Annotated in this window: 20 protein-coding genes; 3 read left to right on the top strand and 17 right to left on the bottom strand. The window is 68.8% G+C overall.

Annotated features, from left to right (window positions below):
• The first annotated feature begins 62 nt into the window (after positions 1-62).
• The gene (locus BM286_RS05670; RefSeq protein ID WP_092920618.1) at positions 63-365 is read left to right on the top strand and encodes a hypothetical protein; all 303 of its coding nucleotides are present in this window, start codon (positions 63-65) and stop codon (positions 363-365) included.
• 80 nt (positions 366-445) lie between these two features.
• Positions 446-1,006: a rhomboid family intramembrane serine protease gene (locus tag BM286_RS05665; RefSeq protein WP_092920617.1), complete on the top strand. Its 561-nt coding sequence runs from the start codon at positions 446-448 to the stop codon at positions 1,004-1,006.
• 91 nt (positions 1,007-1,097) lie between these two features.
• Here BM286_RS05665 and rpsJ read toward each other — a convergent pair whose 3' ends face one another.
• The 6 genes from rpsJ to BM286_RS05640 form a co-directional block, all read right to left on the bottom strand.
• Positions 1,098-1,406, bottom strand: a complete 309-nt coding sequence (rpsJ, locus tag BM286_RS05660; protein WP_004048854.1) for a 30S ribosomal protein S10 — start codon at positions 1,404-1,406, stop codon at positions 1,098-1,100.
• 3 nt (positions 1,407-1,409) lie between these two features.
• Complete coding sequence (gene tuf, locus BM286_RS05655) at positions 1,410-2,675, bottom strand: translation elongation factor EF-1 subunit alpha (RefSeq protein ID WP_092920616.1); 1,266 nt, start codon at positions 2,673-2,675, stop codon at positions 1,410-1,412.
• A 174-nt stretch (positions 2,676-2,849) separates the two neighbouring features.
• Positions 2,850-3,857, bottom strand: coding sequence for a homoserine dehydrogenase (locus BM286_RS05650; protein ID WP_092920615.1), 1,008 nt, complete (start codon positions 3,855-3,857; stop codon positions 2,850-2,852).
• Positions 3,854-4,483, bottom strand: coding sequence for an amino acid-binding protein (locus tag BM286_RS05645; protein ID WP_092920614.1), 630 nt, complete (start codon positions 4,481-4,483; stop codon positions 3,854-3,856). The genes BM286_RS05650 and BM286_RS05645 overlap by 4 nt, the downstream gene beginning before the upstream one ends.
• The gene (locus BM286_RS15495) at positions 4,480-4,620 is read right to left on the bottom strand and encodes a hypothetical protein (RefSeq protein ID WP_158293704.1); all 141 of its coding nucleotides are present in this window, start codon (positions 4,618-4,620) and stop codon (positions 4,480-4,482) included. The genes BM286_RS05645 and BM286_RS15495 overlap by 4 nt, the downstream gene beginning before the upstream one ends.
• A 208-nt stretch (positions 4,621-4,828) precedes the next feature.
• Complete coding sequence (locus tag BM286_RS05640; protein ID WP_092920613.1) at positions 4,829-7,018, bottom strand: elongation factor EF-2; 2,190 nt, start codon at positions 7,016-7,018, stop codon at positions 4,829-4,831.
• A 285-nt stretch (positions 7,019-7,303) separates the two neighbouring features.
• Here BM286_RS05640 and BM286_RS05635 point away from each other — a divergent pair, with 285 nt between their 5' ends.
• A complete protein-coding gene (locus BM286_RS05635) occupies positions 7,304-7,948 on the top strand; it encodes a bifunctional 4-hydroxy-2-oxoglutarate aldolase/2-dehydro-3-deoxy-phosphogluconate aldolase (RefSeq protein ID WP_092920612.1) in 645 nt (214 codons plus the stop codon).
• Positions 7,949-8,221: 273 nt separating this feature from the next.
• Here BM286_RS05635 and polC read toward each other — a convergent pair whose 3' ends face one another.
• The 11 genes from polC to BM286_RS05580 all read right to left on the bottom strand — a co-directional run bounded on the left by polC (position 8,222) and on the right by BM286_RS05580 (position 24,379).
• On the bottom strand, positions 8,222-13,318 hold the full coding sequence (polC, locus tag BM286_RS05630) for a DNA polymerase II large subunit (RefSeq protein WP_092920611.1): 5,097 nt from the start codon (positions 13,316-13,318) through the stop codon (positions 8,222-8,224).
• 37 nt (positions 13,319-13,355) lie between these two features.
• Positions 13,356-13,775 (bottom strand): PPC domain-containing DNA-binding protein, encoded by a 420-nt coding sequence (locus BM286_RS05625; RefSeq protein ID WP_092920610.1) that lies wholly within the window; start codon positions 13,773-13,775, stop codon positions 13,356-13,358.
• 230 nt (positions 13,776-14,005) lie between these two features.
• Complete coding sequence (locus BM286_RS05620) at positions 14,006-14,395, bottom strand: NifU family protein (RefSeq protein ID WP_007995326.1); 390 nt, start codon at positions 14,393-14,395, stop codon at positions 14,006-14,008.
• Positions 14,396-14,464: 69 nt separating this feature from the next.
• Positions 14,465-14,794 carry a DUF5783 family protein gene (locus BM286_RS05615; RefSeq protein ID WP_092920609.1) on the bottom strand — a complete coding sequence of 110 codons (330 nt, stop codon included), beginning with the start codon at positions 14,792-14,794 and terminating at the stop codon, positions 14,465-14,467.
• A gap of 314 nt (positions 14,795-15,108) precedes the next feature.
• Entirely contained in the window at positions 15,109-17,238 is a 2,130-nt protein-coding gene (gene katG, locus BM286_RS05610) for a catalase/peroxidase HPI (protein ID WP_092920608.1), read from the bottom strand.
• 355 nt (positions 17,239-17,593) lie between these two features.
• Entirely contained in the window at positions 17,594-19,021 is a 1,428-nt protein-coding gene (gene lpdA / locus BM286_RS05605; RefSeq protein WP_092920607.1) for a dihydrolipoyl dehydrogenase, read from the bottom strand.
• Complete coding sequence (locus tag BM286_RS05600) at positions 19,021-20,691, bottom strand: dihydrolipoamide acetyltransferase family protein (RefSeq protein ID WP_092920606.1); 1,671 nt, start codon at positions 20,689-20,691, stop codon at positions 19,021-19,023. Before BM286_RS05600 ends, lpdA begins: the two co-directional genes overlap by 1 nt.
• Positions 20,692-20,778: 87 nt before the next feature.
• Complete coding sequence (locus BM286_RS05595; RefSeq protein WP_092920605.1) at positions 20,779-21,765, bottom strand: alpha-ketoacid dehydrogenase subunit beta; 987 nt, start codon at positions 21,763-21,765, stop codon at positions 20,779-20,781.
• Complete coding sequence (gene pdhA, locus BM286_RS05590) at positions 21,766-22,869, bottom strand: pyruvate dehydrogenase (acetyl-transferring) E1 component subunit alpha (RefSeq protein WP_092921307.1); 1,104 nt, start codon at positions 22,867-22,869, stop codon at positions 21,766-21,768.
• Between the two features lie 322 nt (positions 22,870-23,191).
• Entirely contained in the window at positions 23,192-23,590 is a 399-nt protein-coding gene (locus tag BM286_RS05585; RefSeq protein WP_092920604.1) for a CopG family transcriptional regulator, read from the bottom strand.
• A gap of 120 nt (positions 23,591-23,710) precedes the next feature.
• A complete protein-coding gene (locus BM286_RS05580) occupies positions 23,711-24,379 on the bottom strand; it encodes an RPA family protein (RefSeq protein ID WP_092920603.1) in 669 nt (222 codons plus the stop codon).
• Between the last annotated feature and the right edge of the window lies 1 nt (position 24,380).

Here is a 24,380-nt window from a genome sequence, read left to right as displayed (position 1 = left end):
GCGGCGCGGCCGGGCTCCGAACCGACGCAACACGTTTGTTCGTGGAAATAGAAATACCACGCATGAACGCGAACGAGGCCGTCCCCGGCTCCGCGACCGACGCCGTGCGGATGTGGCTCGTCGAGCGCACCTACTCCGACGACGAGCAAAATATGGTGATCCTCACGTACGCGACGCCGGACGGCGAGCGCTACTTCCGGAAGGAGCGCGCGCTCACCTCCTTCTCTGACGTGCGCGACACCACGGCCGCCGTCGACGCGGCGTCGTCGAACGTCGGGACCGTCGACGACCCCGACGACCGCGAGCGGTACGCCGCCGAGGCGGCCCGGATGGCGAACGCGCACGACCCCGACGACGTGATCTGAGTCGCGCCGGGCTCCCCCGCGCGACCCGCAACGGTCGGCCCCGCACACCCTTTTCACCGCGCGGTTCCAACCCTCGCCCGATGCGCGCCACCCTCGAAACGCTCGGGATCGTCCTCCTCGTCGGCGCCGCACAGGCCCTCCTGAGCCTCGTCGGCCGCTTCGGACTCCTCGCGCTGTCGACGCCCCTCTCCGTCGCCCCGTGGACCCTCGTCACCAGCGTGTACGCGCACGGCTCCGTCGGTCACCTCGTGGCGAACGCCCTCGCGCTGCTGCTCGTCGGTCCCCTCGTCGAGCGCCGGACGACCCGCCCGCGCTTCCACGCGTTCGTGGTCGCCACCGGCGCGCTCGCGGGCGCCGCGCAGGTGACCGTCGGGAGCCTGCTCGGCCCCCCGGCCGCCGTGTTGGGGATCAGCGGCGCCGTCTTCGCGCTCGGCGGCTACCTGCTCGCCGGCAACGTCGTGAGCGCGACGCTGTTCGACCGGCTCCGGCTCTCGCCGCGGGTCCAACTGCTCCTGTTCGGGCTCGTCGCCGTCGTCCTCACCGCGACGACGGCCGCGCCGGGCGTCGCGCTGATCGCGCACGCGACCGGGGCGTTCTGCGGGCTCGTCGCCGGGCGCGTCGGGCTGCTCGACGCGAGCTGAGCGGGGCGGGACCCCGGGCGAGACGCGATCGGCGGCGCCGCCGCTGGACGGGACGAAAAAACGAGAGGGGGAAAGAGAAACGCCCTAGCGCTCAGTCTTCGAGAACGATCTCGATGCTGACGTCGTTCGGCACTTGGACGCGCATGAGCTGGCGGAGCGCGCGCTCGTCGGCGTCAATGTCGATCAGCCGCTTGTGGACGCGCATCTCCCAGTGCTCCCACGTCGCCGTCCCCTCACCGTCCGGGGACTTGCGCGACGGGATCTCGAGCGTCTTCGTCGGCAGCGGGATCGGGCCCGACAGGGCGACTCCCGTCGAGTCCGCGATCTCGCGGACGTCGTCGCAGATGTCGTCGAGGTCCTCGGGGCTCGTGCCGGCGAGGCGGACGCGTGCCTGCTGCATCGATTATCGCTCGTTGACTTCGAGCACCTTGCCGGCCGCGATGGTCTGACCCATGTCGCGGATGGCGAAGCTGCCGAGTTCCGGAATCTCGCCGGACGGCTCGATGCTGAGCGGTTTCTGGGGACGCACGGTGACGACCGCGGCGTCGCCGGACTTGATGAAGTCCGGGTTCTCCTCGGCGACCTCGCCCGACGAGGGGTCGATCTTCTGGTCGATCGACTCGATCGTACAGGCGACCTGCGCCGTGTGGGCGTGGAAGACCGGCGTGTAGCCGGCCGTGATGACCGACGGGTGCTGCATGACGACGACCTGCGCCTTGAACGTCTCGGCGACGCTCGGCGGGTCGTCGGCGGGGCCGACGACGTCGCCGCGGCGGATGTCGTCTTTCCCGATACCGCGGACGTTGAACCCGACGTTGTCGCCGGGGCCGGCCTCGGGCACCTCCTCGTGGTGCATCTCGATCGTCTTCACCTCGCCGCCCACGTCGGACGGCTGGAAGGAGACGTTGTCGCCGGTGTTTAAGATTCCGGTCTCGACGCGTCCCACGGGGACGGTCCCGATGCCGGAGATGGTGTAGACGTCCTGGATGGGGAGACGCAGCGGCGCGTCCGTCGGCGGCTCGGTCTCCGGGAGGTCGTTGAGCGACTCCAGCAGGGTCGGGCCGTCGTACCACGGCGTGTTCTCGGACGCCTCGGCGACGTTGTCGCCCTCGAACGCCGAGATCGGCACGAACGTGGTGTCGTCGGTCGCGAAGCGGACCTGGTTGAGCAGGTCCTCGACCTCGCCGATGACCTCCTTGTAGGAGGACTCCTGGTAGTCGACCAGATCCATCTTGTTGACGCCGATGATGAGCTCGTTGATCCCGAGCGTGCGGGCCAGGAACACGTGCTCGCGGGTCTGGGGCGCGACGCCGTCGTCGGCCGCGACCACCAGCACCGCGTTGTCGGCCTGCGAGGCGCCCGTGATCATGTTCTTCACGAAGTCACGGTGGCCCGGGCAGTCGACGATGGTGAAGTAGTAGGTGTCCGTGTCGAACTCCTGGTGGGCGATGTCGATCGTGACGCCGCGCTCGCGCTCCTCGGCGAGGTTGTCCATCACGTAGGCGAACTCGAAGCCGCCCTTGCCCTTCTCTTCGGCTTCCTCGCGGTGCTGCTCGATTACGTGCTCGGGGACGCTCCCCGTCTCGAAGAGGAGGCGACCCACGAGCGTGCTCTTGCCGTGGTCGACGTGGCCGATAATGGCCAGGTTCTGGTGCGGTTTGTCACTCATGGGGTAATCACGCGCTAAGGCGCTCTGTGAGTAAGTTTCGGTAGATTCCACTAAAACGGTTTCGATACGGGCCACAGAGTATCGCGCCGCGGTCCGGCGATTCTCGACAACGCGGGGCACGGCAGAACGACGCACGCCCCGGCTCGCGGTGGCGGAATCGGCACCCGGAGCGACCTACTCCAGTCGCCCCACGTCGCCGAGGACCGCGCTCGCGGTCTCCGGGCCGCCCGCGCCGCGGCCGGAGATGTTGAGCCGGCCGGCGTGGGAGGTCTCGATCTGGACGATGTTCTGCGTGCCGGAGACCGCGAGCGTCCCGTTCTCGGGGACGAGCCGCGGCGCGACCCGGACCGCCTCCCCGGTCGCCTCGCCGATCAGCCGCACCGTCCGGCCGTCCTCGGCGGCGAGCCGGAGCGCGGAGCCGGGCACGTCGCGGATCCCGGAGACGTCGGCGTCCTCGAGCGTGAACTCCCGGGCGTCGGTCGGGTCGTCGACCGCGCCGAAGGAGAGCACGTTCGCGAGGATGACGCACTTCAGCGCCGCGTCGGTGCCGTCCACGTCGAAGGAGGGGTCGGCCTCCGCGACGCCGAGGTCCTGTGCCTCCGCGAGCACGTGATCGTAATCGAGTCCCTCCGCCGCCATCCGCGTGAGGATGAAGTTCGCCGTCCCGTTGAGCACGCCCCGGACCGCGGTGACGTGGCCCGGCTCGATGTCCTCGACGGTCGACACCGCGGGGATCGCGCCGCCCACCGTCGCCTCGAAGCGGATCTCGCCGTCGCTGTCGTCGACGGCCGCCCGGAGGTCCCCGAACCGCTCCGCGACCGGTCCCTTGTTCGCGAGGACGGCGTGGCGGTCGCGCTCCAGGGCGGTCGTCACGTGCGAGAAGCCCGGCTCGGCGTCGCCGAGCGTCGTCGGCGTCGCCTCCACGAGGACGTCGTAGTCGGCCGCGAGCGCGTCCGCGGGGTCGTCGTCCCCGACGATTCCCCGTTCCGCCTTCCGGGCCGCGACCGCGTCGGGGTCGACGCCGGCGCGTCCGTCCGAGCCCGGGCCGCCCGTGCCGCCCGTCCCGTCCGCGACGACCGCGCTCGACGAGTCCGCGACCGCGACGACCTCGTGGCCGTACTCGCCGGCCAGTTCGACGACGGAGCGCCCGACCGCCCCCGCACCGATAACCGCGAGTCTCACGCGTCCACCCCCGTGAGCGGCTCGACGACCCGAAGCTCTTTCTCGGTCGCCAGCTCGCGGACCGCCGAGAGCGCCGCCTCCGTCTCGCCCGCGCGAGCCTCGAGCCGGAGCCGCGCGCTCGACGCCTCCTCGGTGCCCTGCGGGGCCGCGAGCGACACGTCGGCGACCGACGCCGACTCGCAGGCCTCGATCCGCGAGAGCGTGTCGGAGAGGTCGGTGTCGATGAGGTGGCCGAACAGGAGCAGCGTCACCTCCTCCGCGTACCGCTCGGTGCCCGCCTGCATCACGTTCACGCCCTCGCTGCGGAGCGCGTCGACGATCTCCTCGAACCGCTCGGGGGTCGCCTCGAAGTCGACCTCGACCGGGATCCGCCCGCGGGGCGTCTTGTTCCCGCGCTCGTGGTAGATCGACAGGAGGTTCCCGCCGTTGTCCGCGATCGGGTGGAGCGCGGCGAGCAGCTGTCCGGGTTCGTCGACGAGCTCCAGCCGGACCGTGTGCGTCGAGGGCGTCGCCGCCGCGTGGCCGCCGTCCGGAGAGGGCGCGTCGCCGCCCTCGCCGTCGACTGGAGCGGCCGCGTCCTCCGCGTCGAGCGCGGCCTCCGGCGCCCCGTCGCGGCGGTCGCTCACGCCGTCACCTCCGGCGCGTCGCCGCGGTCGGCCCGGTCCGGGACGCGCGTTCGCGGACACGTTCCTGTCCCCGGCGTGGAGCGGTCGCTCGGTGGCTCCGTCGCGGTGCGCCGGGGTGGAGTCGTGCCCGTCTGCATACCCGAACGGAGTCGGACGATCGGGTATAAGCCTTCGGCGGGGGCAGGCGTTGCCTCTCTCTCGTCTGCCAACGCGGCGCACGGATTCGAGTGGGTAGGCGGTCGGTTCGGTCGATCCGCCGCTGTGGGAAGTCAGAGCCGAAGAAGGCGAGAGAATAACGGGAAAAGAGCGAGAGAAACGGCCGAAACCGCGGACCGCGCCGTCGACTTAGAAGTAGTCGATCGACTGCGGCAGTTCCAGCTTCATCCCCTTGCGCTCGCGGATCTCCATGATCTTCTCGCGCTGGAGGTTGTCGACGAGGACGCGGAAGCCCGCGTTCTCGGTGTTCCACGAGGCCCGACCCTCGGTGGCCGAACGGATGTCGGAGGAGAAGCCGATCATCTCCTCGACGGGCGCGATGCCCTCGACGACCATCAGGTCGCCCTCCTGGTACATGTCGTCGACGCGACCGCGGCGGCCCTGGATCTCGCCGGACGCGGCGCCCATGTGCTCCGAGGGGACGTCGATGCGGACGTCCTGGATCGGCTCCAGCAGGCGGACCTCGCCGTCGATCAGCGCGCGGTGGACCGCGTCGCGGACCGCCGGGATGACCTGCGCGGGCCCGCGGTGGATGGTGTCCTCGTGGAGCTTCGCGTCGTGGAGGCGGAACAGCGACCCCTGGACCGGCTCGGCGGCCAGCGGACCGTCGTCGAGCGCTTCCTGAAGCCCCTCCAAGACGAGCTCCATCGTCTCGTTGAGGTGCTGGATCCCCTTCGTGTCGTCGATGAGGATGTTGGTCCGGTGGATGTCCTCGACGTTCTGCGAGGTGTCCTTGTCCATGCCGGCCTCCTGCAGCGCCTCGCGGCGCTCCAGTTCGGGCATGTCCATCGAGACCTCGCCGAGCTGGATGGCGTCGACGATGTCCTGGTCCATCGGCTCGACGGTGAGGTAGAACTTGTTGTGGCGGTTCGGGGACTGCCCCTCGACCTCGCGGGAGGCCTCCTGGGGCTGTTCGCGGAACACGACGATCGGTTCGCCGGTGATGACCGGGATGCCCTGATTGTCGCGGATCCGCTGGGTGATCACTTCGAGGTGGAGCTCGCCCTGGCCGCTGATGAGGTGCTCGCCGGTGTCCTCGTTGATCTCGATCTGGATCGTCGGGTCCTCCTTGGCGACCTGCTGGAGCGTCTCGATGAGCTTCGGCAGGTCGTCCATGTTCTGGGCCTCGACGGACTTCGTGATGACCGGCTCGGAGATGTGCTCGATCGACTCGAACGGCGTCATCTCCACGGAGGAGACGGTGGAGCCGGCGATGGCGTCGCGGAGGCCGGTGACCGACGCGATGTTCCCCGCCGGGACGCGGTCCACCTCCTCGCGTTCCGATCCCATGAAGAGCCCGACGCTCTGGATGCGGTTCTTGCCGGCGGTCCCGGAGACGTACAGCTCCTGGCCCTTCTCTAAGGTCCCGGAGAAGACGCGGCCCGTCGCGATCTCGCCCGCGTGCGGGTCCATGGAGATGTCGGTGACCATGAAGACGACCTCGCCGTCCTCGTTGACCATCCGCATCGTGTCGGCCAGCTCGCTCTCCGGGTCACCGCGCCAGATGCGCGGGACGCGACGAGGCTGCGCGTCGACCGGGTTCGGGAAGTGCTCGCAGACCATGTCGAGCACGACGTCCGACAGCGGCGTGCGCTCGTGGAGCTCCTGCCGCTCGTCGTTCTGCTCGAGCTCCATGATGTCCGCGAAGTCCATGCCGGTCCGCTGCATCGAGGGCATCGAGACGCCCCACTTGTACAGCGCGGAGCCGAACCCGACCGTCCCGTCCTCGACGGAGACGGTCCAGTCCTCGGGGATGTCGTCCATGTTCTCGGCCATCCCGCGGATGAGCTCGTTGACGTCGGCGATGACGGAGAGGAGCCGCTCTTGCATCTCCTGTGGCCCCTCCTGAAGCTCCGAGATGAGGCGGTCGACCTTGTTGATGAACAGCGTCGGCTTCACGCCCTCGCGGAGCGCCTGCCGGAGCACCGTCTCCGTCTGGGGCATCGCGCCCTCGACGGCGTCGACGACCACCAGCGCGCCGTCGACCGCGCGCATCGCACGGGTGACGTCGCCCCCGAAGTCCACGTGGCCCGGGGTGTCGATGAGGTTGATGAGGTGGTTGGTGTCCTCGTACTCGTGGGTCATCGAGACGTTCGCCGCGTCGATGGTAATCCCCCGCTCCTGCTCGTCCTCCTTCGTGTCCATCGCGAGCTGCTCGCCCGCGGTGTCCTGGGAGATCATGCCGGCGCCGGCCAGCAGGTTGTCGGAGAGCGTCGTCTTCCCGTGGTCGACGTGGGCGGCGATGGCGATGTTCCGGATGTTCTCCGGGGAGTCCATCAGCCGCTCACATTCCTGAACGATCTTCTTGCGTCGGCCCATTATACCGTGTGTTACCGAAAGGAGGGTCAAAAGGGTAGTGTTTCGTCGTAGCCGTTTCGCCGGGGATCACCCCCCGATCCCCGCCGATTTCGTGTCGACGGGTGTCACGGGATCGTATTGACGGGTGTCACGGAATCGTGTCGACGGGTGTCACGGGATCGTGTCGACGGGTGTCACGGGACGACCGGTCGAACGGTCGGTCCCGCGGTCGACGCCGCCCGCGCTCACCGGGAGCGTTCGCGAGCATCGGCGCGGTTTTAAGTACCGACTCGGGAAACGGGGGGTATGAACGAGACGCTCTCACGGCTCGTCGACAGCGGGGTCGTCGCGGTGCTGCGCGGGGTCGAGGCCGACCAGCTCATCGGGATCACGGAGGCGCTGTACGAGGGCGGGGTCACCGCCGTCGAGATCACCGCCGACACGCCGGACGTCGCGGAGAAGCTCGGCGCGGTCGCGGGCTCCTTCGACGACGAGGTCGTCGTCGGCACGGGGACGGTCCTCGACAGCGAGACGGCGAGGACGACCCTGATGGCGGGCGCGGAGTTCGTCGTCTCCCCGAGCCTCCACGAGGACGTGATCGAGACGTGTAACCGCTACGGCGCCGTCAGCGCGCCCGGCGTGATGACGCCGACCGAGGCGGTCCGCGGCTACGAGGCCGGCGCCGACTTCGTGAAGGTGTTCCCCGCGAAGACCGTCGGTCCGGACCACCTCGGCGCGATGAAGGGCCCGCTCGGGCAGATCCCGATGATGCCGACCGGCGGCGTGAGCCCCGACAACGCGGCCGACTACGTTGAGGCGGGCGCGTTCGCGGTCGGCGCGGGCGGCGCGCTCGTCGACTACGACGCCGCCGAACGCGGCGACTACGAGGCCATCACCGAGACCGCCCGCGAGTTCACGCGCGTGGTCGAGGACGCACGCGACGACGACTGAGGGGGCGAGCGCCGCCGCGACGGGTCTCGAACTTTAACGGTCTGACAGACCATGCCGAACGGATAACCGTGCGAGAGCGTAACAACCGACCGGCTTCCAGCCCGCCGACGAGAGGCACACCCGTCTGGAAGTCACCCTGAGAACGTTGTCGGAACCCAACCACCGGCCACTCCCCGTGACCTCCCGTGACAAGGAGACCCACCCCGTCGCCGCGGTCTCCCTGCCGTAGCCCCCTGCCGCGGCGACACGGGGACCGGCCCGCGGCCGCGGTCGTCACATGAAGTCGGCGATGCCGGACTGCTTGTTCGTGTCGTCTTCGAATATCGACTCCAGCGACCCTTCTAACACCTTCAGCCGCTGTTTCGTGTAGGGCCGGCAGTCGAACCGCTCCGCCACCTCGATGGCGGTGTCGACGTACTTGCTCACCGACCCCTCGTGGACCGTGAGGTTGACCCGGCCGCCGCACTCGCGGCACTCGCCCGTCAGCGGCATCCGGCGGTACTTCTCACCGCAGTCGAGACAGCGCGTCTCCTGGCGCGAGAACGCCCGGAGGTTGCCGATGATGTCCGGCAGGAAGTGGTACTCGATCACGCGCTCGGCCACGTCCGTCTCGTCGACCGCGCGCAGCTTCCGCGCCAGCTCCAGCTGCGCGTCCATCTTCTCCATCATGTCGCCGAGCGTCTTGTACGCCGAGAGATCCGGCCCCATCGCGATGTCCGTCGTGTCGTGCGTGTGGTCGAACCCGTGGTACTCGTCGTCGGTGCCAAGCGTGTCCTCCCCGGTCTGGATCAGCTCCTCGACCGCCTCCGGGTCGGCCAGCTCCCGCGACGCCTCGTACAGCTCCAGCGGGTACTCCCGCACGATGTCGACGTTGTGCGCCTCGTCGTCGATCTCCGAGGGGTCGATCCGAGAGGACATCACTAAGGGTGCATCCATGCGCCCGCCGCGCTGGTCCGGCAGAAATTCTTTCGAGAAGTTGAGAAGTCCGTCCATGAGAAGCATCACACAGTCCTCGTCGCCGTCACACTGATCGACCGACAGATCGTTCGCGACGAGAGAGTGCGTGTCCTCGACGGTGAGGCAGTAGACGTGCTCAACGTCGCTCTCGACGACCTCCACTTCGTCGACGTTCTCGACAAGGTATTCTCCGGATCCGCCGTCCGACACCTTCGGTGCGTACGGCTCGACGGACGAGACGTTCCCCATCAGCCGATCGCGCTTCCGAGAGAGGTGGAAGCCGGCAATTTCAGAGAACCGAACGGCATCGTGTGACGAGACACTAAGGACGTACGTCTGCGCGGTCATCCGCGGATCGCTCTCGTCGTAGAACTCGGGAAACTTATCATGGAGTTGGACCCTCTTCGGTCGGTCGACAGTCGCGTGAATGTCGAGCCGCCGCAGGAGACCGATCAAGTCCTCTCGAAGCTCCTCGCTCACCGTCGTCGCGGTGATTCGGAGCGATCCGTCATCCACGCTGCCGTCGCCGCTGAAGTAGCCACTCAGATACGCTCCGACGATCTCATCGGGTGCACCGAAGATCCGATCAGGGACTCGCTTCGTGTGTGCGTACACACCGGAGTCGAGCACCGAGTCGAAGAACGCACGCAACAGGCGACCGGAGACGGTCACTTTGGCGTGATTCTCTTCGTACGGGTCGACCCCGAACTCCTCTCGCAAAACGTTGAGGAAGAACTCCCTCGCCTCCGTTTCCGTCCCGCAGATCGTCGTCTGGTGGATCGTCCCCTTCGGCGTCTCCTGTTCGCGGGCGAACCCTTCCGCCGCGTAGTAGCCGAGTAGCGTCGCGACGCGCTCGTTGAGATCGACGAACCGATCGATCTCCGTGCGATCGCGTTTCATTCCGAGGGTGACGTCGTCCGGAACGAACGCGAGCATCTCGTCGAGCGAGGAGAAACACTGCTGAAGATACGAGACAGGGAAGCTCTCCCGGTATAGGTAGTTACTCAGCGTCTTTTTGTTCGTCTCGAACACTTCGGTCATGCTCTGGAGGGGATAGAACCGCCCGTCCCAGTCATCCGCGAAAGCGTCCTCGAAGAGATCGTACAGCCGGTCTTTGTCCAGCCCCTTGATCATGAGGCGGTCGGTCGGAACCGCGTCAGACCGGACAAACTCGGCGAGGAGGTCGAACCGCTGCGGGTCCCGACTGATGTCGTCGGACCCGATCGAGTCGGGGATCACCAGCCTGTCGTTCGCGTCGAGTTCTCGCGCCTCTCTGCTGGCGACCTCGTCCCGTTCGTCGTCGTACACGTGAACCCCGTGGTCTGGAGTGACGGTTATCGATCGACCTGACTCGGTACGAACCCGCACGAGGTGGTTCGGTGCGTCGTGCTTGCTGACTGCCTCTACCGAACGAGAGACGCGATCGCCATCCGCGGTCAACGACGGAACGCGCAGGTCACCGTCGACGTCTTCTAATTTGCCGACAGCCGTTCCGAAGTCGTCGAACTCGACGTCGGACCGATCGAGGTACGTCTCGACGAACGCCTCGATTTCGTCGTATCGTAGCTGACCGGTCTCGTCCTCGTACCAGATCTTCGTCTCCGGATGGAAGCAGTTCCGACGTTTCGCGGCGTGAAAGTACGGATGCGCGTATCCGACCGCGGCCGAGGTGAAACCTACCACTCTCCCGACAGTCGCCGCGCTCGTGTGGGGCGCCATCCCGAAGACGAGCTCGCCGACGAGGTCGTCGCGCTCGTTCACCTCGTAGAAGCGGTCGAGCCCGTAGAACTGTTCGAGCAGGTCGTCGACGAAGTCGGCGGTCTTCAGCATGTGCTCGGCCGCGCCGTCCGAGAGAACGATGTCCTGGACCCGGAGCTCGACCACCTGGTCGTCGTGGCGCAGCGGCTCGCCGTCGATATCGGTCTCGTACCCCAGCTCGCGGAAGTGGTCCGCGGTGACGTCGAGCTCCGCGGGCTTGACCGCGGTGACCGGGAGGTCGGTCATGTCGTACCGGACCGTGCCGTCCTTGAACGAGGTGACGCCGTTCTTCGCGCGGAGGACGCCCTTCTCGATCGGCTCGGGCGTCTTGTTCCGCGAGGTGAGCCCCTGGACCCCCTTGAGGATCTCGAAGGCGGACTCGCGCTCGCCGACGTTCTCGAGGGCGGAGCGGTACGCGTCGTTGACGTCGACCTCCCGGCGGGTCGCGGCCGTCACCTCCCACTCGCAGCGCGGGCACTCGACGCGGCCGGCCTCGTCGGGCTCGCAGACGGTGCCGCAGTCGCCGCACTCGTAGTACGGCTCGGTGTGCGTTTCGCAGTCGGGACAGAGGGCGGCGTAGGTGTGCTCGCCGCAGTCGGGGCAGACGCGGTCGGACACCTCGAGCTCGTGTCGCCCCCGGTGGCCGGTGTCGTCCATGACGTTCGCGGCCTCGGCGACATCGCGCTGGGGACCGCCCGCCTCGTTGATCGGGAACAGAGTGTGAACCGCGGGGGACAGATCGCGGCTCTCCGACTTCTCCGGCCGACCCATCCGGTTGCCGACTCTGGTGGGGGCGCGCTCGCGGACCTCGAAGGGGGCGACCTCGTTGACCGCGCGGATCGCGTTCTCGCCGTCGGCGTAGCCGCGGGCCGCCGCCGAGAGGTCCCCCTCGTCCCACTCTTTCCGGAGCCCGTCGTCGACCCCGAGCGACCGCGCGAGCGGCCGCCACGTCGGGATCCGGAGCGCGTCCGGCGTCGCCGCGTGTTCGACCAGCAGCGACTCCAGCGCGTCCTGAACCGGGTCGGTGCGCTCGACCGCGAGGACGCCCTCGACCACGTCGCCCGCGGCGACCGCGTCCGCGAGCGTCGCGAACGCCGCGACCGAGACGTCGTGCCAGAGGTACGTGTACTCGGGGTGGAGGGGACAGTCGTACTCGCGCGCCCACGAGAGCGCCTCCTCGACGGCGGGGCGTTCGAGGTCGACGTGGGGGTCGTCCCCCATGGCCTGTACGTCCGCGCCGGCCGCCTCGAACTCCTGAACCCACCACTCGGGGGCGTACGACGCGGGCGCGAGCGGGTGGTTGTTCTCGACGAACTCCCCGTAGTTGACGAGGTACTCACCCAGGTCGAGCACCTCCTCGATCCCGTTGCGGACCGCCTTCGCCTCTTCGGGGTCGTCGATCCGGCGGACCTCACCGTTCGCGAGGCGGACCGTCGGTCCCTCGATGGAATCGACGGGGACGACGCCGTGGGCCTTGCCCGGCCGCTCCGTCTTGATCTGCGTGCCGGCCGCGAGGAAGTCGTCGACGATGTGCATCGTCGCGGGGTGGACGCCGCCGGTCGCGAACCCGTGGTTTCGCGCGCGACCGTACCGGAGCCGGAACCCGCCCGCCTCGCTCGGGTGCGTGAACACGGGCCGACCCGCGATAAGGTCTCGGAGGAACTTCTGGGAGGGCTCTGCCCGGAGCGGTCCCTCGGGCTCGGCGTCGGTCCCGGACTCGCCCTCCACTCCGTCCGATTCGCCGTCGCCTCCTTCGGCGTCGTCTCCGTCAGCCGCTTCGGCCTCCGCGGCGTCGCCGTCGGCCGCGCCGTCCTTCCCGATCGTCCCGTCGATCAGGTCCTGGAGCCACGGCCAGTCGACCTCCTCGAGGTCGCGGGTGTACCGCTGGATCTTCGGGGCCTTCAGCGCGATCCCCTCGGCGGCGACGAGGCACATTCCGCCGCGCGCGGAGTTGGTGTCGACGCGTTCGAGGTCGCGGAACCCCGAGACCTCCTCGTCGCTCGTCGCCTCCCCGTCGAGCATGACCGGGATGTGCTCCGCGATGAACTTCGACTCCTTGTCCTTCGGCGTGTACTGGAGCCCGGTGTCCTTGTCGTAGAGGGCGATCTCCTCGGCGTAGCGCTCGACCTCGACGTCGCGGGGCTTGTACTCGTCGACGTCGAGCAGGGACCGGGCGTAGTCGGCAACGAGCACGGACAGCGCCTGGGCGGTCCCGCCCGCCGAGCGGATCGGGCCGGCGTAGTAGACGTTGACGAACTCGGTTCCGTCGTCGTTCTCCAGCAGTTCGACGCGGTCGATCCCCTCGATCGGCGCGGCGACGACGCCCTCGGTGAGCAGCGCGACGGCGGTCCGGACCGCCCCCTCGATCTTCCCCTCCCGGGAGTCGTAGTCGCCCACGTTGCCGTCGACGAAGTCGGTGACGAGTTCCAGCGCCGCCTCCTCGCGGGACATCTCCCCCTCCAGGTCGCGGACGCGTTCCGCGACGCCGTCGATGCCGAGGATGTTCTCGACGCGGTCGGCCATGTCGCGGGCGACCGGGATCTCGATCTCGGGCTCCGGGTCCCGGCCCTGCTCTTTGGCCGCCTCCGCGACGTCCCACGCCTCGTCGAGGCGCTCTTCGATCCGCGCGAGGTAGCGCTCGTCGTCCGGTCTCATCGGGCCTCGGTGGGGGCCGCGCGACGCGGTCGGCGGGTCACAGCCACAGGTCCAGGTCCGTGGCCTCGTCGTGGGAGCGCTCCAGCGGCTCGGCGAACGCGCGCAGGTGACACTCGCCGGCCCAGACGGTCGCCGAGTCGAGGTGGCCCGCGAGCGCCTGCCCGCTCGGCCGCGAGAGCACGACGTGGGTGTGCGCGAACACGTCGCCCTCCAAAAGCGAGACGTTGCCCACGCAGGCGGCCACCTCCAGCGGCTCGTCGAACGTCACCGAGCGGTACTCGGTCTCCTCCTGGTCGTAGAACCAGACGTCCGCGTCCTGGACCGCGCCGAGCGCCGTGAACCAGCCGGCCTCGATGTCCTCCTCGCGGGCGAGGCTCTCGATCTCCTCGCGCCAGTCGGCGCCCGTCTCGAACCGCGCGACGTACTCCGCCGTGGGTTCGACCTCGCGATGGTACATAGCAACTCCCCACGGCTGCCGGGGAGAAAAAGGCTTCAGTCGCCTCGACCGAGCCCGGCGATCCGAATTCGGTATAGCGATATACAGTTCAATCAGCGCTAGCGGGGAGTCACAAGAGGAACCACGAAAGAGTCGTTACGATGCGGGTGACCCGCGAACACGGTCGCCTATCGACGAACGGCGATGCGACTCGCGGAACGAGAGAGGAGAAGGTCGCGGTTCGAACCGACTTAGAACGGAGCCTGGGGGCCTTCGTCGTCGCCGCCGTCGTCGTCGGTCGTCTCGCCGGGGAAGGAGGGGGACATCCCGCCGCCGCTGCTGGTGCCGCCGAGGTCCCCGTCGGCGCCGGCGGCCGCGCCGGTGTCGGCGTGGACCGTCTCGATCTCGGGTATCTCCTTGACCATCCGGGACTTGATCGCCTGGATCGTCATCGGGGAGATACCGCAGCCGGAACAGGCGCCGCCGAGCTGGACCGTCACCTCGCCCTTCTCGCGGTCGAGGTGGGCGATGGCGGCGCTCCCGCCGTGCATCTGGATCTGCGGGAAGTTGCGCCGCAGGAAGTTCGTGATCCGCTCGCGGAGTTCGTTTTCCGCGTCAGCCGCGTCGGTGTCCGTGCTCATGCCCGCGAGTTGGCGGGCGGCGGGCTTATGCCTTTGGTTCGGGCGGATACGGGCCGCGACGTCGCCCCGTCACTCCGGGCGATCGACACCGAGGGTGCGGTACAGCTCGGACTCGATCCGCTCGACGTACTCGTCGAGCGTCTCCTCGAACGTCTCGTCGTCGACCGCGACGGCGCCGCGGATGCGCTCGCGGGGGTTCTCCGGAAGTTCGACGCGGAACTCGCCGTCCTCGTAGAACGGTTCCGACTCGTTGAGCACGGTCTGATCGATGCCGTGGATCAGCTCCGAGTCGTACCGGTCGTTCATCTGCTCGAAGGCGTTCTTGTACGCCCGCTGGAGCTCGTTGAAGTAGTGCGCGTACTTGTCCTCGAACTTCTCCGGGTCGAACTCGTCGGCCATGTCGCGAGCGAGGGTCCGGCGGGAAAAAAGCCGGTCGATCGCCGCCGAGACCGCGGATCGGACGGGAAAGACGAACGTTCGGTCAGCCGGGGAGTCCGAGCTGAACTGGCGTGGTAAATCTCATGTCGCGATATAGAATCTGTCGCTCGCGGCGATAGCCGGTACTCCGGCGTCGCGCTACAGGCCGGACGCTAGGCAGCGCTGACGGACCGGGAGACGTCCCTGAGCGACCAGCGACAGACGGGTGACGAACGGACGGCCACGGGAATCGGTCCCGAGCGACGCAAAAAGAAAACCGACCGCGGCGACGACCGTCAGTCGAGGTCGAAGCGGTCGAGCGTCATGACCTCGCTCCAGACCGCAGCGAAGTCCTCGACGAACTTCTCCTCGTCGCTGGCGTACACGTCCGCGATGGTGCGGAGCCGCGCGTTCGACCCGAAGACGAGGTCGGCGCGCGTCGCCTCCCACGCGACCTCGCCGGTGTCGCGGTCGCGGACCTCGTAGAGGTCCTCGGCGTCGGTGACCTCGTCCCACTCGTACTCCATGTCGAGCAGGTTGGCGAAGAAGTCGTTCGTCAGCGTCCCGGGCTCGTCCGTGAACGCCGTGCGGTCGCCGTAGGTCGCGCCGAGCGCGCGCAGGCCGCCCGCCAGCACGGTCATCTCGCTGGCGGTCAGGTTCAGCAGGTCCGCCTTGTCGACCATCAGGTCCTCGACGTCCTCGTCGGTGTCACCGAGGTAGTTGCGGAACCCGTCGGCCTTCGGTTTGAGCGCCTCGAAGGAGTCGACGTCCGTCTGCTCGGCGGTCGCGTCGACGCGGCCGGGCGCGAACGGCACTTCGACGTCGTGGCCCGCGTCGGCCGCGGCCTGCTCGACGGCCGCGGTCCCGCCCAGCACGATGAGGTCGGCGAGCGAGACGCGGACGTCGTCGGCGCGCGACTCGTTGAACTCGGACTGGATCGCTTCGAGCGTCGAGAGGACGTCGGCGAGCTGCTCGGGCTCGTTGGCCTCCCAGCTCCGCTGGGGTTCGAGGCGGATCCGGGCGCCGTTGGCGCCGCCGCGCTTGTCGCTGTCGCGGTAGGTGGACGCCGCCGCCCACGCGGTCTCGACGAGCTCGCCGGTCGACAGCTCGGAGTCGAGGAGCGCCCCTTTGAGATCGGCGGCTTCCGCGTCGCCGATCGTCTCGTAGTCGGCCTCCGGCAGGGGATCCTGCCAGATCATCGTCTCCTCCGGGACCTCGGGGCCGAGGAAGCGCTCCGGCGGGCCCATGTCGCGGTGGATGAGCTTGTACCACGCCTTCGCGAACGTCTCCTGGAACTCGTCGGGGTCGTCGCGGAACTCCTCTAAGACGGCCCGGAAGTCGTCATCGTGCTTCAGGGCGACGTCCGTCGTGAGCATCATGACGTCCTCCTTGTCGGAGGGGTCCGCGACGCCGGGCGCGGCGTCGTCGAGCTCGTCGTTCTTCGTGGTCCACTGCCACGCGCCGCCGGGGCCCTTCTCCGGCTCCCAGTCGTAGGTGAGCAGGTTGTTGACGTAGCTCATGTCCCAGACGGTCGGGGTGGCGTTCCACGGCCCCTCGATACCGCTGGTGATCGCGTCGGGGCCTTTCCCCTCGCCGAACTCGTTGTCCCAGCCGAGGCCCTGGAGGTCGATAGGGGCGTCCTCGGGTTCGGGACCGAGGTTGTCGCCGTCGTCGGCGCCGTGGACCTTCCCGAACGTGTGGCCGCCGGCGATGAGCGCGACGGTCTCCTTGTCGTTCATCGCCATGCGGCTGAACGACTGGCGGATGTTCTTCGCGGAGCCCTCGAGGTCCGGCTCGCCGTTCGGCCCCTCGGGGTTGACGTAGATGAGGCCCATCACGGTGTTGCCGAGCGGCGCCTTGAGGTCGCCGTTCTCGTCGAAGCGGTCGGGGGAGGTCGTCTCGAACTCGCTTTCGGGCCCCCAGTCGACCGAGTCGTCGCCCCGGAAGTCGTCCTCGCGGCCGCCCGCGAAGCCGAACGTCTCGAAGCCCATCGACTCGAGGGCGACGTTGCCGGCGAGCACGATGAGGTCCGCCCACGAGAGCTTGCTCCCGTACTTCGTCTTGACCGGCTCCAGCAGCCGCCGGGCCTTGTCGAGGTTCACGTTGTCCGGCCAGCTGCTGATCGGGGGAAGTCGCTGGTGTCCGCCGGCCGCACCGCCGCGCCCGTCGAGCGAGCGGTACGTGCCGGCGCTGTGCCACGCCATCCGGATGAACAGCGGACCGTAGTGCCCGTAGTCGGCGGGCCACCACTCCTTCGAGTCGGTCATCACGTCCTCGAGGTCGGACTTGACCGCCTCGAGGTCGAGCTCCTCGAACGCCGCCGCGTAGTCGAACTCCTCGTCGTACGGACCGATGTCGGCGGAGTTCTGGTCGAGCAGCTCCAGATCCAACTGATCCGGCCACCACTCTTGGGTGTTACTAGCCATCAAGAAATGGTCGCCCCTCGTCGCAGATAATATTGTCTACTTCGAGAAGAGAATCATCGTTATAACAGAGAGTTTCTATCGAAATAATGAATTTCTATTTGTGGATTCGCGAAGTCGACAACAGGGACCGCAGCGGCGCTCCGAGAGGTTTACCGCGCGGTAAGTGTCCCCTGCCGGCGGCGACGAGTCGTCTTTTCGACAGTTCGACCGTCGTGAGTGAGAGTCACATTCAGGGACTCGGCGGCGCATCGCTTCGCTTCGTCGCGGGACCTCGGCAGGAGGAAGATCGCGGCCGCACGGAACACGGAGGGGTCGAACGCGGTCGGCGGTTCAGCCACGGAAGGGTCGAGCGCGGTCAGCGGTTCAGCGTGTGTATGGCCTGTCCGCGCGCGTTCTCGGCGGCCTCCATCACGGCCTCCGCGAGCGTCGGGTGGGTGTGGACGGTGGCGGCCACGTCCTCGAGCGTCGCGCCCATCTCGATCGCGAGCGCGACCTCGGCGATCAGCTCCGACGCCTCGGGGCCGACGATCTGCGCGCCGAGCACGAATCCGGCCTCCTCGTCGGCGACGATCCGGACGAACCCCTCGGTGTGGCCGGTCGTCATCGCCCGCCCGGAGGCGTTGAACGGCATCTGCCCGACGACGGGGTCGAATCCGGCGTCCTCGGCGTCGGCCTCGGTCATCCCGACCGTGCCGATCTCGGGGTCCGTGAACACCGCGGCCGGAACGGCCTGCCGGTCGAGGGCGGCCGGTTCGCCCGCGATCACCTCGGCGGCGACGATCCCCTCGTTCGAGGCCGCGTGCGCGAGCATCGGATCGCCCGCGACGTCACCGACGGCGTGAATGTGTTCGACCGCCGTGCGGGTGCGGTCGTCCGTCTCGACGAAGCCGCGGTCGTCCGTCTCGATCCCGGCCGCACCCGGGTCGAGCCCGTCGGTAACGGGCTGGCGGCCGACCGCGACGAGGATCCTATCGACGCCGTACGTCGACTCATCTCCCGCCTCCGTCTCCGTGTGGAGCAGGTAGCCGCCGTCCGGCGCCTCCGACCACTCGCTCGCGCCCTCGCCGAAGTGGAACTCGACGCCCAGCTCCTCGGCGCGCTTGCGGACGATCCGCTTCACGTCGTCCTCGTAGGGGTCGAGGATGTCGTCGAGCATCTCGACGACCGTCACGTCGGCGCCGAGCTTCGCGTAGGTGGTCGCCAGCTCCATCCCGATGTAGCCGCCGCCGACGACCCCGAGCCGGTCCGGAACGGTCTCGGCGTCGAGCGCCTCGGCGGAGCTCCAGACGTGGTCCTCGGCGAAGTCGAAGCCGGGGATCTGGACCGGCCGCGAGCCGGTCGCGACGACCGCGTGTTCGAACGAGAGCGTCTCGGAGCCCTGCCCCTCGCCGCCGTGTGCGACGCGGACGGTGTTCTCGCCGGTGAACGAGGCGGTCCCGGCGACCAGGTTCACGCCGTTCGCCTTACAGAGCTTCTCGACGCCGCTCGTCAGCCCGTCGACGACGCCGTCTTTCCACTCGACCATCTTTCCCATGTCGACGGCGGGGTCCGCGTGGACGCCCATGAACTCCGCGTTGCCCGCCTCGTGGGCGAGCCCGCTGCCGGTGATCAGCGCCTTCGAGGGGATACAGCCGCGGTTGAGACAGGCGCCCCCGTAGGCGTCCTTCTCGACCAGCGTCGTGTCGAGCCCCTTCTGTGCGGCGCGGATGGCGGCGACGTAGCCGCCCGGCCCCGCGCCGATGACCAGTACCTCCGTTCCCGTGGTGACGTCTCCGACGACCATTATTCGGTGAGTAGCAACAGCGGGTGTTCAAGCTGTTCCATGACGGTGTTCGCGAACTCGGCCGCGATCGCGCCGTCGACGACCCGGTGGTCGATCGACAGCGAGAGCGGCAGCGTCGGCGCGGGGACGACCTCACTGTCCCCGTCGGCCCCCTCGCGCACGACGGGGCGCTCCTCGATGGCGCCGAGCCCCAAGATCGCGGTCTCGGGGTAGTTGATGATCGGCGTGGCGTACTCGCCGCCGATGGCGCCGAAGTTGGTGATGGTGAACGTGCCGCCCTTCATCTCGTCGGGCTTCAGCTTCCGCTCGCGGGCGCGGGCGGCGAGGTCGTTCACCTCGTCGGCCAGCTCGAAGAGCCCCTTCTCGTCGACGTCGTCGACGACGGGGACCATCAGGCCGGCGTCGGTCGCGACCGCGATCCCGAGGTTGTACTCGCGCCTCAACACGATCTCCTCCTCGTCCTCGCGGAGCTCGCTGTTGAGGTACGGATGCGCCTTCAGCCCGGCGACGATGGCCTTCATCACGAACGGCATGTAGGTGAGCTTCACGCCCCTCGCCTCGGCCTTCGGCTTCAGCTCCTCGCGGGCCTCCACGAGCGCGTCGACCTCGGCGGTGTCGTGGTGGGTGACGTGCGGCGCCGTGAACTTCGACCGCTCCATCTGCTTCCCGATAGTGCGCCTGACGCCGCGGTAAGGGACCGTCTCGTCGCCGTCGCGCTCGGTCGACGCGGTCCCCGAGGCGGCGGCCGCGGCCGTCGCGGCGGGCTCCGGGGTCGCCTCCGCGTCGGCCGGCTCCGCGTCGACCGGTTCCGGCTCCGCCGTCGGCTCTGCCGGCGACTCCAGCGCGTCCGCGTAGGCGTTCACGGCCTCGGCCGTGACGAACGCCTCGCCGTCGCGGGTCTCGTCGGTCGGCACGTCGTCGAGGTCCACGTCGCGCTCGCGCGCGACCTTCCGCGTCGCGGGCGTCGCGAGCGTCGTCTCACGGCCCGCCGGCTCGGGGGCATCGCCGCCAGCGCCGGCCGCGGAGTCGGCGGAGCCCCGCTTGCTGACCGCGGACTTCCGCTCGCCCGATCCGGTGTCGGTCGGCGCGGGCCGCGGCGTCGGCGCGTCGCCGTCGGAGCCCCCGCCGCTCGCGGCGGCCCCGCCCTCGGCGTGCGCCCGCACGTCGGCCTCGGTCACGCGACCGCCGGGACCGCTCCCGTCGACCGCGGCGACGTCGACGCCCAGCTCGCGGGCGAGCCGGCGGGCCGACGGCGGCGCGAAGGTTCGTCCGGAGGGCGTGTCAGGTTCGGACTCTGCGGCGGGTTCCGCGTCCGGGGCGGTGTCGCCCGCGCTCGCGTCCGCCTCGTCTGCGGTCGCGTCCGGCTCGGAATCGGACGCTGCGGCCGAGTCGGCGTCGTCGCTGGCGCCCGCCTCGGCATCGCCCTCCTCGTCCACGCGGAACGAGATGATCACGTCGCCGACGGGGACCATCTCCCCCTCCTCGGCGAACAGCTCCTCGACGGTCCCGTCGTAGCTCGACGGCACCTCGACGAGCGCCTTGTCGGTCTCGACCTCGGCGACGGGCTGGTCCTCCTCGACGCGGTCGCCGGGCGCGACCAGCCACGAGACCAGTTCGCCCTCCGCGACGCCCTCGCCGACGTCGGGGAGCTTGAACTCCTTGATCGTCATCGATCGCCCTCCTCGACGGTCGCGCGTCGACGCTCGGCGGTCACGTTTCGGCTCGCATCGGTCATAGGTGTATCTCCGGCGGTCATCTTAAAACTCGACCGCCTCCAGGATTCCGTCCTCGATGCGCGCCGCCGACGGGAGGTAGTAGTCCTCCAGCGCGTACAGCGGGTACGGCACGTCGAACCCGGTGACGCGGCCGATCGGCGCCTCCTGGTACAGCAGCGCCTCCTCCTGGAGGATCGCCGTGATCTCGCCCGCGAGCCCACCGGTCTTCGGCGCCTCGTGGACGACGACCCCGCGGCCCGTCTTCTCGAACGCCTCGACTATCGCCTCGCGGTCGAGCGGCGATATCGTCCGGAGGTCGACGACCTCGCACTCGATCCCCTCCTCGCCGAGCGTCTCGGCGGCCTCCAGCGTGGGGCGGGTCATCGCACCGTAGGTGAACACGGCGACGTCGTCCCCCTCGCGGCGCGTGGCCGCCTCCCCGATGGGAACCGTGTACGGCTCCTCGGGGACCTCCTCGCGGAACGCCCGGTAGATCAGCTTCGGCTCGAGGAAGATCACCGGGTCGGGGTCGCGGATCGACGCCGCGAGTAATCCTTTCGCCTCGTACGGCGTCGAGGGGATCACCACCTTCAGCCCCGCCTCGTGGGCGTAGAACGCCTCCTTCGACTCGGAGTGGTGCTCCGGCGCGCGGATGCCGCCGCCGTAGGGGGCCCGCAGCGTCATCGGGAGCGTGAACCGCCCGCGGCTGCGGGTTCGGAACCGCGCCATGTGCGAGACGATCTGGTCGAAGCCGGGGTACATGAACCCGGAGAACTGGATCTCCGGGACCGGTCGCATCCCCATCGCGGCCATCCCGACCGCGGTGCCGACGATCCCGGACTCGGCGAGCGGCGTGTCGATCACTCGGTCGCCGCCGAACTCGTCGAACAGCCCCTCGGTCGCGCGGAAGACGCCGCCGTTCTTGCCGACGTCTTGGCCCATCACGACCACGTCGTCGTCCTCGCGCAGTTCGGCGTGCAATCCGTCTCGGACGGCCTGTACCAGCGTGAGGTTCTGTGTGTCGGTCATTCAGTCCTCCAGAAACGCGGCGTCGCCGCGTTCGTCTCGCAGCGCGGCGAACTCCTCGTACTGTCGTTCCAGTTCGGGCGGAAGCTCCGCGTAGACGTGTTCGAACAGCTCCCGCGGGTCGGGACGCGCCATCGACTCCGCGGCGTCTATCGCGTCCGCGACCTGCGCCTCGACCGACGACTCGATCTCGGCGACGCGCTCCTCGTCGAGGACCCCCTCGTCGCGGAGGTACGACTCCAGCCGGTCGATCGGGTCCTTCCGCTTCCAGCGCTCGACCTCCTCGTCGTCGCGGTAGACGGTCGGGTCGTCGGCGGTCGTGTGCGCGCCGAACCGGTACTGGACCGCCTCGATGAGCGTCGGCCGCGGCCGGTCGGCGTCGGGGTCGCGCGCCTTCTCTACCGCGGCCGTCGTGACGCTGTACACCGCCAGCGGGTCCATCCCGTCGACCTGAACGCCGTCGATACCGTACGCCTCCGCCTTCTGCGCCAGCGTCGCGCTCCGCGTCTGCCGCTCGCGGGGGACGGAGATGGCCCACTGGTTGTTGTTACAGAAGAAGACGGTCGGCGTGTCGAACACGCCGGCGAAGTTGACTCCCTCGTGGAAGTCCCCCTCGCTCGTCGCGCCGTCCCCGAAGTAACAGATGAACGCGTCGTCCTCGCCGCGGAGCTTCGAGGCCCACGCGGCGCCCGTCGCGTGGGGCACCTGCGACGCGATGGGGACGGCGACGGGGAACACGTTGACGTCGGGCGGCGCGTTGTTGCCGTCCTCGTGGCCCATCCAGTAGAGCAGCGTCTGTTTCAGCGGGAGCCCGTGTACTAAGGCGGCGCCGTGCTCGCGGTACGACGGAACCATCCAATCGTCCGCGTCGAGCGCGTACGCCGACCCGATCTGGGCGCCCTCCTGCCCGGAGAGCGGGGGGTACGTCCCCATCCGTCCCTGCCGTTGGAGGCTCACCGCGCGGCCGTCGAAGTGACGCGCCAGCCGCATGTGCCTGTACATCTCGACGAGCGACTCGTCGTCGAGGTCGGGAACGTCGCCGACGACGTCCCCGTCCTCGTCGAGGACGCGAACCGTATCGTCGTACGCCCTGTCGAATACGCTCACGGTCGGACCCACCTTCGCATGTGCGATCCGTCCACCGCCCGGGTAATATCGTTTTCGTAAATAATTTAGTATGCGCAGAAATAGCGGCTCCGCGCTGAGAAACCGTCCATCAGACGGGGAGAGAATCGAACGTTTCTGAACAATCTCCGAGCAGTTCGGCAATATTTTCGTCAGGATGGGCGTTTCGAGGGTCAGTAACGAACGAACAGGAAGGTTTTCGCGCGACGGTTCGTCTCCGGGAAGCGGGGAGCATGAACCGCGATCCGCGGCACCGCGGCTCGGCGGGCGGGCGTAGAACGACGAAATCGGGGCGTTCGAGGCGCTATCCGAGTCGGAAGGAGGGCTTGTCCGGCTCGCCGTCGAGGTCCTCGAGCTGGATCACCTCGTCGTCGCCGTCCTCCAGCTGTTCGCGGAGGTAGTTGACGTACCGCTTGTGCTCTTCGAGCTGCTCGCGGAGGTGTTCGGCCTCGAGTTCCAGCCGCTCGTGCTCGCGGACGAAGCTCTTCGGGACCTCGATCTTCGGGGGGAACGACTCGTCGCCGGCGCCGCCCGGTCCGCTCTCCGGAACGACTCGGACCTGACCGTCGTGGGCAACGAGCATATCCACGTAGTCGCGGAACACCGCCGACAGCGAGATGTCCCGCTCCTCGGCGATGTCGCGGAGCGTCTCGAACGCGTCCTCGTTGACGCGGAACGAGATCGTCTTGTTCTTATTGCCCATCACCGGACCGTTCGTTCCGCGGATTACTTAAGTGTTTGTCAGACGGTCGCAAGGCCGAACGCCCCGTTCGACGGGTCGGAGCGTCCCGACCGCGTCAGGGCTCCGGCGCTCCCGACCGCGTCAGGGCTCCGGCGCTCCCGCCGGATCCGTCTCGTCGGAGGTGGCGTCGTCGGACGGGGGGTCGCCGTCCGCCGACCCGTCGCCCGCGAGCTCGTCGTCGCTCTCGTCGAGGTCCTCCAACGCCGACAGCGCGGCGGCCTTGTACGTCTGGGGGTCCAGGTCGTACTCCTCGCGGGCCATGCGCGCGTACTCGTTGCCCTCGTCGTCGAACGCGGCGACGCGCTCGACGGTGCGGCGGGCGGTCTCCGCGACCCAGCGGTCGCGGGTGGCGGCGTCGACCTCGGTGATCGACTCGGGGCGGACGGAGACCCGGACCGTGCCGTCGTCGGTCTCGTAGGTCCGGGGTTTCCCCACGACTGCGACGTACGCCGGGGGCTCCAGGTCCCGGAGCTTGGAAGCGGCTTCCGGCTGGTACTGGCCGGCGTACACGAAGAACGTGCCCGTCGGGTCGACGATGCGGCCGCGCCAGTACTCGCTGTCGTCGCCGACGTCCTCCTTCTCCGTGAGCGTGCCCACGAAGAACACGCGGTTCGAGGACTCGCCCGTCGGCAGCAGCGCGTAGACGGGAGCGCGCTCGTCGTCGGACTCGGTGAACGTGTAGCCGGCGTCGTTGAACTCGGTGGCGAACACGCGCCGGGCGACCTCTCGGGTGGGGGCTGACCCGCTCATA

The organism is Halorubrum sodomense (genome assembly GCF_900111935.1).
In the GTDB taxonomy this organism is placed as follows: domain Archaea; phylum Halobacteriota; class Halobacteria; order Halobacteriales; family Haloferacaceae; genus Halorubrum; species Halorubrum sodomense.
This window is presented reverse-complemented; position numbering and strand designations above follow the sequence as displayed.